This window comes from Nonomuraea sp. NPDC049129 (assembly GCF_040648495.1).
Taxonomy (GTDB): Bacteria; Actinomycetota; Actinomycetes; order Streptosporangiales; family Streptosporangiaceae; genus Nonomuraea.
In genome coordinates, this window is the sequence record NZ_JBEZDU010000023.1 from 134,853 (window position 1) to 151,823 (window position 16,971).

The following is a 16,971-nucleotide window of genomic DNA, read 5'->3' on the forward strand; positions in this document are numbered from 1 at the left end:
GCAGCAGGGACCGATGGAGGAGAGTCGCGTGCGCGCAGAAGCAGAAGCCGTCGATCTGCTGATCATCGGCGCCGGGATGGCTGGGCTGACGGCTGGTGCGCGAGCCGTGCGCGACGGTCTGTCGGTGTTGATCGCCGAGATCGGCGGCGACGTCGGTGGATCGGCGCGCTTCGCCGGGTACGCGTGGACCGCTCCCAGCCACGAGATCATGGATCAGCACAATCCGCGCGGAGAGGCCGCACTGAAACGCGCCTTGGTGGACCGGTTCGCCGACGGCGTCTCATGGATCCGCTCCATCGGCGTCGAGACCGGGGACGAGCAGGCAATTCTCAGTTTCGGCCGCGGGCATCGGTTCGACACCAACCACTACCTCGACACCTGCCGCCGGCTCATCCTCCAAGGCGGCGGCGAACTGCTGCTCGACACCGACACCGAACGTCTGGTGACGGAGAACGGAGTCGTGGCCGGGGCGGAGCTGAGGTCGGCCGACGGCGCGCGCAGAACGGTGCGGGCTCGCTCGACGCTCGTCGCGACCGGCGGGTTCCAGGGTGACCTCGCGCTCCGTACCACCCATGTGCACCCGCGAGCCGACCGTATGGAGCTGCGCTCGAATCCACACAGCCGTGGCGGCGGCTACCGCCTGGCCACGCAGGCCGGCGCGGCCACCGGTCACGAGGACGCCGGCTTCTACGGTCACCTCATCCCCAGCGGCATCTCCTTCGCCGATCCGGCGGACTTCGTCGACCTGTCGCTGTACTACAGCGAGCACGCGCTCCTGTTCAACCTGAACAACGAACGGTTCACGGACGAGACGCTGGGCGATCACCTCACCACCATGGCGTTGCTGGAGCAGCCCGGAAGCCGCGGCCTGCTCGTCGCCGACGCCCGGGTGTTCCGCGACTGGATCGTCGGCTCCTATGTCGAGGGCGCCGTCGCCGTCGACAAGTTCGCCCTGGCGAGCAGGCGAGGCGGTCGCGTCGGACTCGCCCAGGACCTGGACGAACTGGCCTTCCTGCCGGAGGAATGGGGCTACCACGGCAAGGCCGTCCGCGACGGCGTCGAGCTCTTCAACGAGCGCGCCTCGGCGGGGCTCGACCTGCGGCCCGGCCGCGAGCTGGACCGCCTGCCACTCGACGAGCCGCCGTACTACGTCATCGAGGCGGTGCCGGCCATCACGTTCCCGTTCCACGGCGTGCGCGTCGACGACCGCGCCCGCGTCCTGGGCGAGGACGGCGAACCGATCGGCGGGCTCCTCGCGGCGGGGTCGGACGTCGGCGGTTTGTGGAACCGCGCGTACGCGGGCGGCATCGCCGCGGCTCTCGTCTTCGGCCTGACCGCCGCCCACACGGCCACCGAGACAACCGGCAAAACCGCCACCGGCGCAGCCACCAACACCACCGCCGACGCCTAGAAGACGCCAAGCAGACGCCTAGGAGGAGCCCCATGACCACCGACACCCCCCTGCTCGACGCGTGGTTCGCCACGATGGACTCCGACGAGCCCGAACGCGTGCTCACGAAGATCACTGACGACTTCGAGATGTCCGTGGTGTTCTCCAAAGGCGGCGGGCAGACCGCCGAGTTCCGCGGCGACCGTGAGGGTCTGGTCGGCTATCTCGCGCAGCGTGAGAAGAACGCGCTGGTCCATCACCTGGTCCGGGCCACGGCCGTCGGCGACGTCGAGCTGGGGTTGGGGACGGTGACGCGGGACGGACGGTTCGAGGCGTCGTTCAACGTGACCGCGCTCGTGGACCCTGCCTCAGGTAAGTGCCGGCGGCTGCTGATCTGCCGTACGCCCGAAATAGCCTTCCCCATGAGCGACCAGTGAGTGACACGAGCAGGTTCGAGGGGGCGGTCGCGCTGGTCACCGGAGGCGGGTCCGGGATCGGAGCCGCGGTCGTGCGGCAGCTCGATCGCGAGCGGTGCGCCGCGGTCTATGTGGCCGACGTCAACGAGGTCGGAGCGCGTACGGTGGCCGCGACGACCAGGTCCGGCCGCCCGGCCGTCCTGGACGTCACCGTCACCGCCGACGTGGAGGCGCAGGTCGAACGGATCGTCGCGGCACACGGCCGGCTGGACGTCGTCGTGAACACCGCGGGGGTCGACGATCCACGCGCCAAGGAGCGGATCCTGGCCGCCCAGCAGTCGGGCGAGCCCCTTGACGTGTTCCGGCACCTGGAGGACGAACAGTGGCGCCGGGTCATGGCGATCAATCTCGACGGGTCGTTCCATGTCCTGCGAGCGGCGGTGCGCGCGATGATCCCGGCCGGTCGCGGCGCCGTCGTCATGGTGGGGTCGTCGGCGGCCTTCGACACGCTGGCGGGTTACGCCCACTACGCCGCGTCCAAGGCGGGCGTGCACGCGCTCGCGCAGTCGGTGGCCAAGGAGGCGGCGGCGTTCGGTGTACGGGTCAACGTCGTCGCGCCGGGTCCAGTGGACACCCCCATGGCAGCGCGCACCCCGGCGGCCGTCCGGCAGGCGATGGCGGCCTCCGGGCCGATCGGGTACGCCTCCCCCGAGGAGCTGGCGGACAACATCCTGTACCTCGCCTCCTCCGGCGCGTCGAATGTGGTGGGCGCCGTGCTGCTCAGCAACGGCGGCCGGTTCACGGTCTGAGGACCGAGGTTTCGCATTGAGATCGGCATCGAAGTGAGATCGACAGAGGAGATCGCCGTGAGAGCTCGACTGTCCGGCCGCGTGGCACTGGTGACCGGCGCGACCGGCGGGATCGGGGAGGCCGTCGTCCGGCGGTTCGCCGAGGAGGACGCGACGGTCGTGATCACCGACGTGGACGCCGAACGCTGTGAGGAGGCCGCCGAACAGCTCACGAAGGCGGGCGGACGGGCCATCGGCCTCGGCCTCGACGTCACCGACGAGGGTGCCTGGGAAGCGGTCGTGAACGAGGTGGCCGAACGGCTCGGCGGCATCTCCGTGCTGGTCAACAACGCCGGCATCGCCAAGATGACGGACGTGGAGACGGAGACGCTGGAGACGTGGGAAGCCGTCGTCGCGGTCACCCAGCGCGGGGTCTGGCTCGGGATGAAGCACGCCGGCCCGGTGATCGAGCGTTCCGGCGGGGGGTCGATCGTCAACGTCTCGTCGATATTCGGCACGATCGGCGGTTTCGGCGGCCAGTTCTCCTACCACGCCGCCAAGGGCGCGGTCCGGCTGATGACCAAGAACGCGGCGCTGCATTGGGCGAAGCGTGGGGTCAGGGTCAATTCGCTGCATCCGGGATTCATCGAGACCCCGCTGTCACGCAAGCTCTGGCGGGGTACGCCCAGGCTCGACCTGATGCTCGACAACACGCCGATGGGACGGCTGGGCCGCACCGACGAGGTGGCGAACGCCGCGCTCTTCCTGGCCTGCAACGAGTCGAGCTTCGTCACCGGCTCCGAGCTGTACGTCGACGGCGGCTACACCGCCCGCTGAGCCCCGGGACCGCTCAGCGGCCGCACCGCCCGCTGAGCTCCGAGACCGCACAATGGCCGCACCGCCCGCTGTGTCCCGGGACCGCACGGCGGCGCGGTCGATTACTCCGCGCCGCCGTCCACGCGCGTGTACTCGCTCACGCCGCCGTCGACCGTGACGATCACCTGTCCGCGCGCCGCGAGCACGTCGAGGTGCGCGACCGTCTCATTGACCGCGAGCATCTGGTTGAAGTCGTCCAGGCTCGCGAACGACACCTCGCGCCGGGTCCAGGTCAACCGCCGCGCCACCGCGTACGCGTTCAGCGTCTGGTCGCCAAGGACCCGCAGCGCCTGCGCCAGCCGTACATCGTGGTGGGTCAGCAGTTCGGCGACGCGAGCGTGCGCGCTCCCGGTGACCGGGCCATGCGCGGGCAGCAGTCGCGCGTCGGCGAAGCAGGTCATCAGCCGCAGCGAGGCGAGATAGTCCGCCAGCGGAAATCCGGGGTCGCCGAGCTCGAAGCCGATGGACGGCGTGATGTGCGGCAGCACGTGGTCACCGGAGAACAGCAGGCCGGCCGCCTCGTCCAGGTACACCACGTGCCCTCTGGTGTGGCCGGGCGTGGGGATGACGCGCAGGCTCCTGCGGTCGAGGTCGAGGACGCCCGCGCCGATCCAGCTGTCCGGCGCCTCCCAGTCGCTTTCGGTGAAGCGGCCGAAGTCCAGGCGGGAGAGCCGGTCGGCGAGGTCGCCCGCGCCGCCGTGGCGGAGCACTTCCAGGGAGGTGACCGGCACGTTGCTGCGCACCTCGCCCAGCGCGTCCAGGCCGGGTCGCTCGCCGGCGCCGAGATACACCCGCGACCCCAGGAGCCGGCGCAACGCCACCGCCTGCGTGTAGTGGTCGCGATGGATGTGGGTGACGAAGATTTTCGTGATCCGGCCGAGGTCGTGCCCCAGCGACGCCATGGCCTGCTCAAGGACACGACGGGATTCGGGCAGGGCCCAGCCGCCGTCGATCATGACGATGCCGTCGTCCTCTTCGAGCAGGTAGACGTTGACGGCGCGCAGACCGTCTCCGGGAAGCGGCAGCGGGACGCGGTGCACGCCGGGCCGGATCGTCTCCGTTCCGGCCTCGGCCCACTGGCCGCTCCGGGCCGGCGCCGTCACGCCTCCGCCTTGCCCGCCGGGCCGGGCAGGCGGGCGAGCAGGTCACGCGCTAAGTCGCGGGCGCCTGCCCGGGAGATCTTGCCGACCGTGGTCTGCGGCAGCGCGTCGACGGCGAACACCAGCTCGGGCCACTTGGTCTTGGAGAGTCCGACGCTCCGCAGATGCCGGGTGATCTCGTCGAGCCCGATCCCGTCTCCGTCGGTGAGGGTGACCAGCGCGGCCACCCGTTCGCCGAGGATCTCGTCGGGGACCGGCACCACGCAGACCTGCCAGACGCCGGGATGGGTAGCGACGGCGCGCTCCACTTCGGTGACGTCGATGTTGCGGCCGCCACGGATGATCACGTCCTTCTCGCGGCCCATGACGCTGACGGTCCCGTCGTCGTTGACCATCATGAGGTCACCGGTGGGGAAGAACCCGTCCGCGGTGAGCGCCGGCGGCTCCGGCCTGCCCTCGTGCGCGTACCCCAGGAACAGCGACGGCCCGCGCACCTGGGCCCGGCCGACCTCGCCCCGTGGCACCTGGCGGCCGTCCGGGCCGACCATCCGCAGCTCGGTGCCGGGGAACGGGCGCCCGTCACGGCCGAGCCGGATCTCCACCGGCTCCTCCGGCGACGGCGAGGTGTGGCCCAGGCACTCCGACATCCCGAACACCCGCAGGATCCTGGTGCCCAGCGACTCCTCGGCACGGGCGAGAGCCCCGACGTCCATCGGACCGCCGCCGACGGTCATCGAACGCACGCCCTGGAGCGCCCGCGACCCGGCGGCGGTGGCGCCGAGTTGGAGCGCCATGGTCGGCACGCACATGGTCCACCGCACCTGCGTCGCGGCCATCCGGGTCAGCGCCGTGGCGGGGTCCCACCTGCTCCACAACACCAGCGGGCCGGCCAGCGTCAAAGCCATGAAGACGCCGAAGCAGTACGCCGCGGTCGAGGACAGCGGCACGAGCGCCGCGACCGCGTCCCCTTGGCTCAGGCCGTTGACGGCGATGGTGCGCGAGCAGGCGTAGCGCAGGGCGTCCTCGGACTGGACCACTCCCTTGGGCCGCCCCGTCGAGCCGGAGGTCAGCCCGATCAGCGAGCCACCGGACCACCGCGAGACGCCCCGCGGCCCGTCGTCCGACCACACCCCCCAGCCGTCCCAGAAGCCCCCGGCCGCGGGCACGGACCACTCCGCGAGAGCGGACGGTTCGGCCACCACGGCGTCGGGCCGGATGTCCTCGAAGGCCGCGGCGAACTCGGCGGCGGTGGTGTGGCGATTGACCACCGCCAGCACGCCACCGTTCATCCCCACGGCCAGGCTCGCCGCGACGGTCCGCCAGGAGTTGTCGGCCTGCAGGAGGACGGTCCCGGCGCCGCCGCCCAGGGATTCGGCGAGCCGCGTGGCGCGGGCGAGCAGGTCCCGCGCCGTGTGCTCGCCCGAATCGTCGATGACGGCGACGAAGTCCGACTCCTCGGCCCGACGCCGGAACTCACTCACCAGTTGCCGCATTCGGCCCCTCCACCATCAGCTCGTGAACATCTCCAGCTCGGTCCCCATCACTGCGATCCGGCGGCCCCTCATGTCGCCGACCTGGGCGACCGCCGCCGCCCACTCGGGGCTGTCCAGAGCCTTCCGGAGATCTTCCGGGCTGTCGAAGCTCAGCACCGACATCCCGTCCCAGCCTTCGGACCGGCTTTCCAGCGCCGCCTCTATCTCGGTGTGCCGCCATGCCCGCAGACCCGGCAGCCGACGGGTGAGCTCCGCGTGCTCATTCCGCCACCAAGCGATGAACCGATCGTGGGTCCACTCCGGCGGTCGCGCGGCCAGAAGCACGAGGTTGTACATGTCATCACTCCGATCCGGGCGCCGCCGGCCAGTCCAGCAGCTCGAACGAGGTCGTGAAGAACGACTGGTAGCGCAGCATCCGCCCGTTGGCCGACACCACGGCGGCCGAGTGGAATGCTCCGGTGGGCCTGCCCGATTCGGTCACCACCCCGTAGACCATCTCAACGTTGCCGTCGACCGCCGAGCGCAGGACGTTGTGCACCCGTTCGACCGCTTTGCGGCCGGTGATGTAGCGGGCGAAGTCCTCCCTGGACTGCCCGCTCACCTGTCCGCCGGGAAGGGCGAGCAGGAAACGGAAGTCCGGCTCCACGTACTCGAGCGCCTTCTCCGGGTTCTGGCCGTCCATGCGGGCCATGTACTCAAGCAGCACCATGTGTGCATCCTCCCTGGTGTCAGCGGTCCGGCGGGGTGAAGAAGTCGCCCTCAGAGACGAACTGGCCGCCCTTCACGACCACTTTCTGCACCGCGCGGGTGCCCAGGTGGTTGGCCGCGCTGAAGTTCATGACGGGCGCGACGCCGGGGTCGATGTTGCCTGCCTTCTCGTAGGCCGCGATGAGCGACTGCGAGGTGACCGGACCCTGGACGGTCTGCGCGATCTGGACGAACACCTTGGCGGCAGTCCACCCCCACAGGGCGATGAAGTCCGCGGGCTGTTTCGGCTCGTACTTGGCCATCGCGTCGCGGAACTCCTTGACGGCCGGATCCTCGTCGCTGGGCACCTTGACCAGTTGCACCGCCTTGAAGCCCTCGGCGGCATCCCCCGCGAGGGTGAGCGTGGAGGCCGCGGCGGTGGGCGCGTACCCGTACATCGGCACCGACAGGCCCTGCAGCTTGGCCTCCTTGAGGAAGGCCGCGGCCTCCGGCGAGGCGAGGATGACGATCACCGCGTCGGGTTTCTTGGCCTTCACCTGTGTGATCGTCGGGCTCCAGTCGGTGGACTGGAACTTCACCGACAGCAGTTCGGCGGTGCTGCCCGGGCTGACCTTCTGCAGGACGGGCCCCACCTGCTTGGCCACGTTGACGAACGCGGCGGGGTCGCTGTGCACCACCAGCACCTTCTTCGCGCCGTCCTCCCCCGCCCAGGCCGCCAGGGCCGCCGCCTGGTCCTCATAGAGGGTCTGGGTGCCGAACAGGCCGGGACGCGGCGGCGTGTACCAGGTGGCGGCCCCGCCCAGCTCGTTGAGGATCGGCACCTTCGACTGCTGCAGGACGAACGGGAAGCTCGCCTCGCCCTGCGCGGTGCCGTTGGCGGCGACGATGGCCACGACCTTGTCCTGGCCGATCAGCTCCCGGGCGATCTGGACGGTCTGCTGCGGGTCGAAGGCGTTGTCCTTGACGATCCAGTTGATCTTGCGGCCGTTGACGCCGCCCTTGTCGTTGATCATCTTGAAGTACGCGTCGGCGCCCGCGCGCTGCGGGACGCCGGAGGCCGCCACGGCACCCGTGAGGGGATACCAGGCGCCGATCTTGATCTCTTTGTCGCTCGCGGCGCTGGAGCCGCCCCCGCCGCAGGCGCCCACGGCAAGGACGAGGGCCGCGACGCAGGTGGTGAGAAGGTGTGTCGAACGGAGGCGCATGACGTTCTCCCACAACTGAGTTCAGTTCAGTTTACGAGACTGTATCGTCGCGCTCACCATGGGGCAATAGCGGAATGCCCGGAAAAGGAAACATCGGGCGCGCGACTCGCGCCAGGGCCGGAACAGAGCGACCGGCACGACCTTCGGCGCAGGTCGTGCCGGTCATTGTGGCCAGCGCTACGGCGCGACCATCCGCACGCAGCAGTCTTCGGTCAGCTCGCTCACGGAGGACAATGTCACCAGGCCCTTGGGGCGATACCAGCGCCAGACGCTCACGATCATGCCGAGCATGTTCAGGGCCAGCGTGTGCGCGTCACGACGGGCGAAGACTCCCTCGGCCATCCCGCGTTCCAGCAGCTCGGTCCAGGCCTGCTCGATGCCGTGCACGAGTTCGCGGGCCGCGAGCCGCTCGGCCTCCTCCTTCTTGGAGTTGCGGGGCACCGCGAGAATGGCCAGGTTGTTCTGCAGGATCCGCATCTGCAGCACATTCTGCTCGGACACCGCGTACGCCGAACGCACCGCCGCCCGCAATGCCTCCATCGGATCGGGCTGATCGGCGGTCGCCTTCGTGAACATCTCCAGCGAACGCTGGAGCTCAAGCCGCATGATCGTGAGCAGGCAATGCGCCTTCGACTCGAAGTAGTGATAGAGCGCGGTCTGCCCGATCCCCACCTGATCGGCGACCACCGACCACTTGGTGGCCTCATAGCCGTTCTTACCGAAGTTCTTGACCGCGGCCGCCAGGATCGCCCGCCGCTTGGAACGGGGGCTTTCGTCCGGCTCGACGATCTTCGCCGCCTTCATCACCGCACCCCCCATTTGTCCGCCTGGGAAACGTCGCGGCCCGGCCGGCCTCTGCCGCCGACCTGACTTGAACTCGGTTCTAGTCTCATTCCCCGTCATCTTACCCGTCGAAGGTGCTCGCACGTCCCGGTTGTCGGTCAAGCGACCGGGAACCGGCCGGAGGCGCGCCGCCCGGTCGCCGGATCCGTCGGATAGGCGACCGCGGCCGTCAGGGTCACGCCGTCGTCCATCCGGACGGGAACGTCCGAGACGACCGTGGTGCCGCAGCGGGCCGGTCCCGGCTCCCACCGCCCGCCCGGCCATGGAGTGGGCGCCTGCCGGTCGGCCCGCGCGGGGGCCTGGCCCCCGGCGAGCAGGACCGCGGCGAGCACGCCCGCGAGGACGACGGACCAGACCCGCCGATGCCAAGATGTGGCCATCTCGCACCTTCCCGATCGCTTCCTGAACTGAACTCACTTGAGCTCACCAGCAGTGTGCGGCAGGCGCGGCCCTGTACGCCAGAGCTGAATTCAATTAGGGTTCGCTGGTAGTCATCCACGAGGAGGCCTCCCATGCCGTTCGTCCTCATCCATGGCGCCGGCTTCGGCGCGAACTGCTGGGACGAGCTGATCCCCCATCTGAACGCCGAGGCGCTGGCCGTCGACCTTCCCGGCCGTGGCACGCGGGCCGGAGCCGACCTGCGCACGGTCACCCTCGCCGACTGCGCCGAAGCCGTCCGCGAGGACATCGAGGCGAAGGACCTGCGCGACGTCGTGCTGGTCGGTCACTCCTTCGCCGGGGTCACCGTGCCACGCGTGCTGAACCTCGTGCCGGAGCGGATCCGGCACGTCGTTCTCGTGTCGGCCGTGGTGCCTCCCGACGGGTCACGGGTGCTCGACCAGATCGATCCGGGCGTACGGGACCTGGTCGAGGAGTCCATCGCCGGTGGCGTCTACCACCAGACCCGCGAGGGGGCCGCCGCGATCCTGTGCGATGACATGGACGAGGCGACCACCACGGCGACCCTGGACCGGCTGATCGACGACTCGGCCGCGCTGCTGGGCGAGGTCGTGGACCTGAGCGGCTACCAGCGCGCGATCCCGCGCACGTACGTGCACCTCAAGCGGGACCTGTGCTACGTCGAGGAGCTGCAGCAACGGTCCATCGCGCTGCTCCGCCCGGAGGTCGTCGATCTCGACACCGGGCACATGGCGATGATCAGCGCGCCGGAGAGGCTCGCCGCCGTCCTCAACGCCGTCCACGGCTGATCACATCCGTTCGATGATCGTGGCGTTGGCCATGCCGCCGCCCTCGCACATCGTCTGCAGGCCGTACCGTCCCCCGGTGCGCCGCAGCTGGTGCACCAGGGTCGTCATCAGCCGCGCCCCGGTGGCGCCCAGCGGATGGCCGAGCGCGATCGCTCCTCCGAACGCGTTGGTCCGCTCGGGCGCCGCCCCGATCTCCTTACGCCAGGCCAGCACCACCGACGCGAACGCCTCGTTGATCTCGATCAGGTCGATGTCGCCGATGGACAGACCAGAACGATCCAGGATCTTCTCGGTGGCCGGGATGGGCCCGGTGAGCATGTAGATCGGGTCTGAGCCGACGACGGCCATGCTGTGGACCCGCGCCAGCGGCGTGAGCCCGTAGCGGCGCACCGCCTCCTGCGAGGCGACGAGCAACGCGGCGGCGCCGTCCGAGATCTGGCTCGACACCGCGGCGGTCAGCCGGCCGCCCTCGCTGAGGGTCCTGAGCCCCGCCATCTTCGCCAAGCTGGTGTCGGCCCGCGGACCCTCGTCGGCCGCCAGGCCGAACGCGGGCACGACCTCTTCGCCGAAAACCCCGTCCGACCATGCCGCGACCGCGCGCCGATGGCTGTCCAGGGCGAACCGCTCCATGTCCAGCCGCGAGACGTCCCACTTTCGCGCGATCAGCTCGGCGCCGCGGAACTGCGACACCTCCTCCTCGCCGAAGCGAGCCCGCCAGCCCGCCCCGTCGTACGGCGCGCCCATGCCCTCACGCTCCCCCAGGACGGCCGGGCTTGAGATGGGCACCAGACTCATGACCTCGACACCGCCCGCGACGACGAGGTCGGCGGTGCCGGACATGACGGCCTGGGCGGCGAAGTGGACTGCCTGCTGCGACGAGCCGCACTGCCGGTCGATGGTGGTGCCGGGCACGTGCTGGGGCAGCCCGGCGGCCAGCCATGACGTACGGGCGATGTTGCCCGTCTGCGCGCCGATCTGGCCGACGCAGCCGAAGAAGACGTCATCGACGGCCCCGGGGTCGATCCCGGTGCGGGCGATGAGCGAACGCAGCACGTGGGCGCCCAGGTCGGCGGGGTGAACCCCGCTCAGCGCCCCGTTGCGGCGGCCGACAGGGGTACGGACGGCATCGACGATGAAGGCTTCGGCCACGGTGATCCACTCCGGTCAGTCGGTAAGGGAAGGGAAAGGTATGGCGGCCTGGGTCACAAGCCGCGCTGCTCGGTGCCGCCCGAGAAGCGAGCGGGGCGCTTGCCCAGGAAGGCGGCCACGCCCTCCTCCCCTTCGGGGGAGGTCGCCGCCGAGGCGAGAGCGCGGGCCTCACGGTCCAGGTGCGCGTCGAGGTCACTGGACAGCGCGTCGGACACCAGCCGCCGAGTCGCGCCGAAGGCCCCGGTCGCCCCCCGCGCGAGCGTGGCGGCCAACCGCCGAGCTTCTGCCGGCAGCCGCTCGGCGCTCACCACGGTCGTCACGAGCCCCATGCCGGCCGCTTCCCGCGCGGTGATGCGGCGGTTGGTGAGCAGCAGTTCCAGCGCCCGCTTGGGACCGACCAGCCGGGGCAGCGACCAGGTCACCCCGGCGTCGGGCGAGTAGCCGATGCCGGTGTAGGCGAGCGTGAACGTCGCGTCGTCCGCCGCGATGGTGAGGTCCGCGGCGGCGGCCAGTCCGACTCCGGCGCCCGCGACCGCCCCCTGCACCTGCGCGACGAGCGGCGCGTCCATCGTGGCGAAGATCCGCAACGCTCCGTGCAGCGCGTCGGTCACCTCGATCAGGTGCTCCTCCAGCGCTCTCCCCCGCAGACCGGAGAACTCGCGCAGGTCGCCGCCGACACAGAAGGATCGCCCCGCGCCGCGCAGCAGGACCGCCCGGACGTTCTCGCTCAGGCAGACCTGGGCGGCGTCCCGCAGCTCGCGTGCCAGACCCAGAGAGATGGCGTTGCCGCGCTCGCCCCGGCACAGGACGACGTCCGCCACCCCGTCCAGGACCTCCACCGTGACACTCTTCTCCCCGACACTCTTCTCCCCGACACTCTTCTCGCCGACGCTCATCGCGCCGTCCAGCCGCCGTCGACGACCAGAACCTGTCCGGTGCAGTACGACGAGGCGTCCGAGGCGAGGAAGAGCAGAGCGCCGTCGAGCTCGGCGGGGTCCCCGCCACGGCCCAGCATCGTGTTCTTCTCGACCCACCGACTGGACCGGGCGTCGGCGAACAGCTCCTCGGTCATCTCGGATCGGAACCAGCCCGGCGCCAGCGCGTTGACCCGCACGCCCGCCTGACCCCACTGGCCGGCCAGCTCACGGGTCAGTCCCACCAGCCCCGCCTTGGAGGCCGCGTAGCTCGCGCCGCCCATCGGGGCCGCCGACACCAGGCCCAGGATGGAGGCGACGTTCACGATGCTGCGGCCGGTGCCGGACGCCGTGGCCATGAGGCGGGCCAGATGGAACGGGGCGACCAGGTTCACGGCGAGAACGTCAGCGAAGTCCTGCGAACTCTCGTCCTCGGCGCGGGTTCCGCCCGCGACGCCGGCGTTGTTGATCAGGACGTCGAACCGGCCGGTCTCCGCCACGGCGGTCGCGACGAGCCGTTCGCGATCGTCCTCGCGGCTGACGTCACACGCCACCGGGTGGATACGGGGATCACCGGCCGCCAGCTCCGCCAGCCGGTCGGCCCGCCTGGCCGCCGCGAACACGGTCGCCCCGGACGCGGCCAGGACCGCCGCGAAGCGGGCCCCGAGTCCGGAGGAGGCCCCGGTGACCACGGCCGTCCGCCCGCTCAGGGAGAACAGGTGGTCGATCACTCGTCGACCCCGATCGGCAGGGCCAGCGCGCCCCCGTCGATGACGAGGGTCTGGCCGGTGATCCAGGACGAGGCGTCCGAGGCCAGGAAGAGCGCCGCGCTCGCCACGTCCTCGGGCGTGCCCAGCCGCCGCAGCGGCAGCTTCGCGGTGAGAATGGGCTCGCGTGCCTCCCAGACGGCCCGCGCCAGCTCGGTCTTGATCAGTCCCGGTGCGATCGCGTTGACGCGCGCCTTGGGGCCGAGCTCGTAGGCGAGCTGCCTGGTCATATGGATCATGGCGGCCTTGGTGGCGTTGTAGTAGCCGATGTGCGGGTCGACGATCAGCCCGCCCACCGACGCGATGTTGATGACGGCGCCTCCGTGCTCGGCCATCGAGGCGTTCCAGGCGCAGCGGGTCCAGGCGATCATCCCGTACTGGTTGACCCGCACCGTCTTCTCCGCGCGGGGCAGGTCGAGGTCGAGCAGGTCGCCGTGGTACGGGTTGGTGGCGGCGTTGTTGACCAGGACGTCCACCCGGCCGAAGCGCTCCATCGTCTCGTCGATACAGCGCTGTGCCTGCTCCGGCTCGCCGGCGTTGGCCACGACGGTGTGCACACCTCCGCCCGCTTCGGTGCGCAGCAACTCGGCACGTGCGCCGGCCAGCCCCTCCGCCTTGCGCGCGGCGATGACCACGTGCGCTCCCGCGGCCCGGTAGGCGTGCGCGATGGCCAGCCCGATGCCGCGGGACCCACCGGTGATCACCGCTGTCCGGCCGTCGAGCACGTTCATGCCGCCCCCTTCTTTCGGTACTTGGCCAGTTCCTGGCGGGCGACGGTACGCAGGTGGACCTCGTCGGGCCCGTCGGCGATGCGCAGCGCCCTGGTGATCGCGAACAGCCGGGCCAGGACGGTGTCGTCGCTGACCCCGGCGGCGCCGAACGCCTGGACGGCCCGGTCCACCACCCGGTGCGCCGTCTCCAGAGCCGCCACCTTGATGGCCGCGACCTCCATACGGGCCGCGGAGTTGCCGACGGTGTCCATCAGCCACGCGGACTTGAGCACCAGCAGCCGCACCTGTTCGACCTCGATGCGGCTGCGCCCGATCCATTCCCGTACGACGCCCTGGTCGGCCAGCGGGCCGCCGAACGCCTCGCGGTCGAGCACGCGACGGCACATGAGCGCGAGGGCCCGTTCGGCGAACCCGACCGCGCGCATGGCGTAGTGCATCCGGCCTGGTCCGAGCCGTCCCTGAGCGAGCGCGAAGCCGTCGCCCTCGCCGCCGAGCAGGTTGGCGGCGGGTACGCGTACGTCCTCGAAGAGCACGTCACCGTGCCCGAGCCGGTCGGTGTAGCCGAACATGGGCAGGTCCCGCAGCACCGTGATGCCGGGGGTGTCCCGGGGGACGAGCAACATGCTCTGGCGCCGGTACGGGTCGGCGTCCGGGTCGGTCACCCCCATGAGGATGATCAGCTTGCAGTCCGGGTCGAGAATGCCGGAGGTGTACCACTTGTGGCCGTTGACCAGGTAGCTGTCGCCGTCGCGGGTGATCCTGGTACGGAGGTTCCGGGGGTCGGAGCTGGCCACGTCGGGCTCGGTCATGGCGAAGCATGACCGTATCTCGGCCGCCAGCAGCGGGCGCAGCCACCGCTCCTGCTGCTCGGGGGTGCCGAACAGGGCCAGCAGCTCCATGTTCCCGGTGTCCGGGGCGGAGCAGTTGAACACTTCCGGCCCGAAGACGCAGCCGCCGGCCAGTTCGGCGAGTGGCGCGTACTCCAGGTTCGTCAGGTTGGCGCCCCAGTCGCCGTGGGACATGAACAGGTTCCACAGGCCCTCGGCGCGAGCCTTTTCCTTGAGTTCGAGCATCACGGGAGGCAGGGCGTGCGGGTCGCCGGCGGTGGCGAGCTGCCGGTCGTAGACGGGTTCGGCGGGGTAGACGTGCTGCTCCATGAAGGACCGCATCCGGGTCTGGAGCTCGCGTGCGCGGGGCGAGTAGGCGAAATCCACTTATGTCCCTAGAAAGTCGTGCGCTGTGCGGATCATGGCGGCGATGGTCGGCGGCAGGCGTTCCTGGTCGGGGTCGTGGATCCGGCCCTCGCGGTGCCGCCGCAGGTTGTGGCCCATGATCGCGGCCATCTTCATCCGGCCGAGCGCGCGGAACCAGTCGAAGCGGGGCAGCGGCGCGGCGCCCGCGAGGTAGGCCTCCAGCAACTCCGCCTCGGTGGGCAGCCCGGGCACTTCTCTGCCCAGCGCGGGGAAGTTGCGGTGGTCGGCGAACAGCAGGAACCAGGCCAGGTCCGTACGCGGGTCGCCGACGCTCCAGATCTCCCAGTCGACGACGGCCGCCGCCTCCCGCGCCCGGTACAGCACGTTGCCGAGCCGGAAGTCGCCGTGCACCAGGACCGGTGGCAGATCGGCGGGCACATCCCGGGCGAGCCGGTGGAGCAGGCCGTCGGATCCGGGGCGCAGCTCGGCGGGAACGGCGCGCATCGTGCGGCTCCACTGGCCGAGCTCGGCGACCGCGTCGCGAGGCGGTGGCGCGTCCAACGTCAGGGAGGCGACGTCGAGGTCGTGCAGCCGCCGCAGGACACGGGCGGCTTCCAGCATGCGGGCGCGGGCCAGCTCCGGAGTGAGATCGTGCTCGTCGAGCACCGGTTCCGCGGCCTCACCGGGGACGAACTCCATGGCGAACCAGGCCGGTTGCCGCTCGTCGACCGCCACCACCTCCGGGACGGGCACCGCCGTGCCGGCCAGCGCCTGGAGCACCCGGGCCTGGCGGAGCATGTCGTTGCGGCCCACCGGCCGTTCGGCGGGCGGGACCGCCTTGACGACGTGCTTGCGCTCTCCCACCGTGACCACGTACGTGAGTCCGGAGTGGCCGCCGGCGAGCGTCTCCAGCGGGCCCACCCGCTGCCCGGGGAACGCGCCGGCGACCCGGTCGGCCAGGTCTGGCGAAGCGAGCTCGGCGGTCATCGTACGGGCTCCTTGGGCAGGCCGAGCACCCGCTCGGACAGGATGGTGCGCTGGATCTCGTCGGTCCCGCCGGCGATGCTGTAGCCGGGCGCGCCCAGCAGATGCTCGGTCCAGGCGAAGGTGCCCCACTCTCCGGTGTCGGCGACCAGGCGCGGCCCGAGGAGTTGCAGGACCAGGTCGCTGGTGCGGCGCATGGTCTCGGTGGCGTAGAGCTTGCCCACCGACGCCTCGGCGCCCGGTTCGCGGCCGGAGACCAGCGCCGCGGTCACGCGCAGGCCGATGAGGCGCTGGACGAGCGTGCGAACGTACAGGTCGGCCGCGAGGTTCTGCTCGTGGCCGGTGAGTGGCCGCGGCAGGTGCCGGGCCAGCTCGACGGCGCGGTCGGCGTTGTCCAGGCCGAGGGCGCCGGAGTCGAGCCGTTCGGCGGCCAGCACCGTCAGGGTGACCCGCCATCCCTCGCCGACGGGGCCCAGCCGATCGGTGTCGGGTACCACGACACCGTCGAGGTAGACCTCGTTGAAGCTGATCCCGCCGGTCATCTGCCGGATGGGGCGAATGGTGACGCCCGGGGCGTCCATCGGCACCATGAACACGGTGATGCCCGCGTGTTTGCGCACGTCAGGGTCGGTACGGCAGACGGCCACGCCCCAGGACGCGACCGTCGCCCCCGAGGTCCACACCTTGTGCCCGTCGAGCACCCAGGTGTCGCCGTCGCGAACCGCCCGCGTACGGACCGCGGCCAGATCGGACCCGGCCTCGGTCTCGGAGAACAGCTGGCAGGCCAGCTCATCCGCGCGCAGCATCGGCCTGATCCAGCGCTCCCGCTGCTCCGGCGTGCCCCAGATCCGGACGGCCGGGGCCACCAGTTGCTGGGTGACCGGGAAGATCTCGGTGCGGCGCGGGACGTCGAAGGCGGCCTCCTCCTGCCGGTAGAGCTGCTCGTAGAACACGGGCAGGCCGCGTCCGCCGAACTCCGCCGGCCAGCTCAGCGCGCCCCAGCCCGCGTCGAACCGGGTCACCTCCCAGGCCCGGATCCGTTCGGTGTGCTCGCGCTCCTCCTCTTCGGACCAGTTCTCGAAGACCGCGACCGAGTCGTCACCGGTGCCCCAGGCACCGTTGGCCTGCCGCGGCCGGGCGACCGACGCGAGCCAGTCGCGGGCCTCTGCCCTGAACTTCTCAGGTACCGGACTATCGCTCATCAGT

The 16,971-nt window shown here is 70.9% G+C and carries 19 protein-coding genes; 5 read left to right on the forward strand and 14 right to left on the reverse strand.

Going from position 1 to position 16,971, the window contains the following annotated elements:
- The first annotated feature begins 28 nt into the window (after positions 1-28).
- The 4 genes from AB0B64_RS46855 to AB0B64_RS46870 are packed head-to-tail and all read left to right on the forward strand — an operon-like array spanning position 29 to position 3,431.
- Positions 29-1,411 carry an FAD-binding protein gene (locus AB0B64_RS46855; RefSeq protein ID WP_358190087.1) on the forward strand — a complete coding sequence of 461 codons (1,383 nt, stop codon included), beginning with the start codon at positions 29-31 and terminating at the stop codon, positions 1,409-1,411.
- Between the two features lie 32 nt (positions 1,412-1,443).
- Positions 1,444-1,827 carry a hypothetical protein gene (locus AB0B64_RS46860; protein WP_357960761.1) on the forward strand — a complete coding sequence of 128 codons (384 nt, stop codon included), beginning with the start codon at positions 1,444-1,446 and terminating at the stop codon, positions 1,825-1,827.
- Positions 1,824-2,615, forward strand: coding sequence for an SDR family NAD(P)-dependent oxidoreductase (locus AB0B64_RS46865; RefSeq protein WP_358190100.1), 792 nt, complete (start codon positions 1,824-1,826; stop codon positions 2,613-2,615). The genes AB0B64_RS46860 and AB0B64_RS46865 overlap by 4 nt, the downstream gene beginning before the upstream one ends.
- A gap of 57 nt (positions 2,616-2,672) precedes the next feature.
- Entirely contained in the window at positions 2,673-3,431 is a 759-nt protein-coding gene (locus tag AB0B64_RS46870; protein ID WP_358190115.1) for an SDR family NAD(P)-dependent oxidoreductase, read from the forward strand.
- Between the two features lie 101 nt (positions 3,432-3,532).
- On the opposite strand, the gene AB0B64_RS46875 is transcribed toward AB0B64_RS46870, so the two are convergent.
- The 7 genes from AB0B64_RS46875 to AB0B64_RS46905 all read right to left on the reverse strand — a co-directional run bounded on the left by AB0B64_RS46875 (position 3,533) and on the right by AB0B64_RS46905 (position 9,199).
- On the reverse strand, positions 3,533-4,573 hold the full coding sequence (locus AB0B64_RS46875; RefSeq protein WP_358190130.1) for an MBL fold metallo-hydrolase: 1,041 nt from the start codon (positions 4,571-4,573) through the stop codon (positions 3,533-3,535).
- On the reverse strand, positions 4,570-6,063 hold the full coding sequence (locus AB0B64_RS46880; protein WP_358190140.1) for a class I adenylate-forming enzyme family protein: 1,494 nt from the start codon (positions 6,061-6,063) through the stop codon (positions 4,570-4,572). The genes AB0B64_RS46875 and AB0B64_RS46880 overlap by 4 nt, the downstream gene beginning before the upstream one ends.
- A gap of 15 nt (positions 6,064-6,078) precedes the next feature.
- A complete protein-coding gene (locus tag AB0B64_RS46885; protein ID WP_357960744.1) occupies positions 6,079-6,399 on the reverse strand; it encodes an EthD family reductase in 321 nt (106 codons plus the stop codon).
- 4 nt (positions 6,400-6,403) lie between these two features.
- Positions 6,404-6,772 (reverse strand): hypothetical protein, encoded by a 369-nt coding sequence (locus tag AB0B64_RS46890; RefSeq protein ID WP_357960742.1) that lies wholly within the window; start codon positions 6,770-6,772, stop codon positions 6,404-6,406.
- Positions 6,773-6,791: 19 nt separating this feature from the next.
- Entirely contained in the window at positions 6,792-7,976 is a 1,185-nt protein-coding gene (locus tag AB0B64_RS46895) for an ABC transporter substrate-binding protein (protein ID WP_357960739.1), read from the reverse strand.
- A gap of 177 nt (positions 7,977-8,153) precedes the next feature.
- Positions 8,154-8,780, reverse strand: a complete 627-nt coding sequence (locus AB0B64_RS46900) for a TetR/AcrR family transcriptional regulator (protein WP_357960736.1) — start codon at positions 8,778-8,780, stop codon at positions 8,154-8,156.
- A gap of 137 nt (positions 8,781-8,917) precedes the next feature.
- Positions 8,918-9,199 carry a hypothetical protein gene (locus tag AB0B64_RS46905; RefSeq protein ID WP_358190172.1) on the reverse strand — a complete coding sequence of 94 codons (282 nt, stop codon included), beginning with the start codon at positions 9,197-9,199 and terminating at the stop codon, positions 8,918-8,920.
- Between the two features lie 132 nt (positions 9,200-9,331).
- Between AB0B64_RS46905 and AB0B64_RS46910 the strand changes: the two genes are divergently transcribed.
- Positions 9,332-10,027 (forward strand): alpha/beta fold hydrolase, encoded by a 696-nt coding sequence (locus tag AB0B64_RS46910; protein ID WP_358190182.1) that lies wholly within the window; start codon positions 9,332-9,334, stop codon positions 10,025-10,027.
- Here the strand turns inward: AB0B64_RS46910 and AB0B64_RS46915 are convergent, their stop codons facing one another.
- The 7 genes from AB0B64_RS46915 to AB0B64_RS46945 are packed head-to-tail and all read right to left on the reverse strand — an operon-like array spanning position 10,028 to position 16,967.
- Positions 10,028-11,176: an acetyl-CoA C-acetyltransferase gene (locus AB0B64_RS46915; RefSeq protein ID WP_357960727.1), complete on the reverse strand. Its 1,149-nt coding sequence runs from the start codon at positions 11,174-11,176 to the stop codon at positions 10,028-10,030.
- Positions 11,177-11,229: 53 nt separating this feature from the next.
- A complete protein-coding gene (locus AB0B64_RS46920) occupies positions 11,230-12,072 on the reverse strand; it encodes an enoyl-CoA hydratase/isomerase family protein (RefSeq protein WP_358190199.1) in 843 nt (280 codons plus the stop codon).
- A complete protein-coding gene (locus tag AB0B64_RS46925; RefSeq protein ID WP_357960721.1) occupies positions 12,069-12,821 on the reverse strand; it encodes an SDR family oxidoreductase in 753 nt (250 codons plus the stop codon). The genes AB0B64_RS46920 and AB0B64_RS46925 overlap by 4 nt, the downstream gene beginning before the upstream one ends.
- Positions 12,818-13,588, reverse strand: a complete 771-nt coding sequence (locus AB0B64_RS46930; RefSeq protein ID WP_357960719.1) for an SDR family oxidoreductase — start codon at positions 13,586-13,588, stop codon at positions 12,818-12,820. Before AB0B64_RS46930 ends, AB0B64_RS46925 begins: the two co-directional genes overlap by 4 nt.
- On the reverse strand, positions 13,585-14,802 hold the full coding sequence (locus tag AB0B64_RS46935) for an acyl-CoA dehydrogenase family protein (protein WP_357960716.1): 1,218 nt from the start codon (positions 14,800-14,802) through the stop codon (positions 13,585-13,587). Before AB0B64_RS46935 ends, AB0B64_RS46930 begins: the two co-directional genes overlap by 4 nt.
- Positions 14,803-15,768, reverse strand: a complete 966-nt coding sequence (locus tag AB0B64_RS46940; RefSeq protein ID WP_358190221.1) for a phosphotransferase family protein — start codon at positions 15,766-15,768, stop codon at positions 14,803-14,805.
- A complete protein-coding gene (locus AB0B64_RS46945; RefSeq protein ID WP_358190230.1) occupies positions 15,765-16,967 on the reverse strand; it encodes an acyl-CoA dehydrogenase family protein in 1,203 nt (400 codons plus the stop codon). Before AB0B64_RS46945 ends, AB0B64_RS46940 begins: the two co-directional genes overlap by 4 nt.
- Positions 16,968-16,971: the final 4 nt, after the last annotated feature.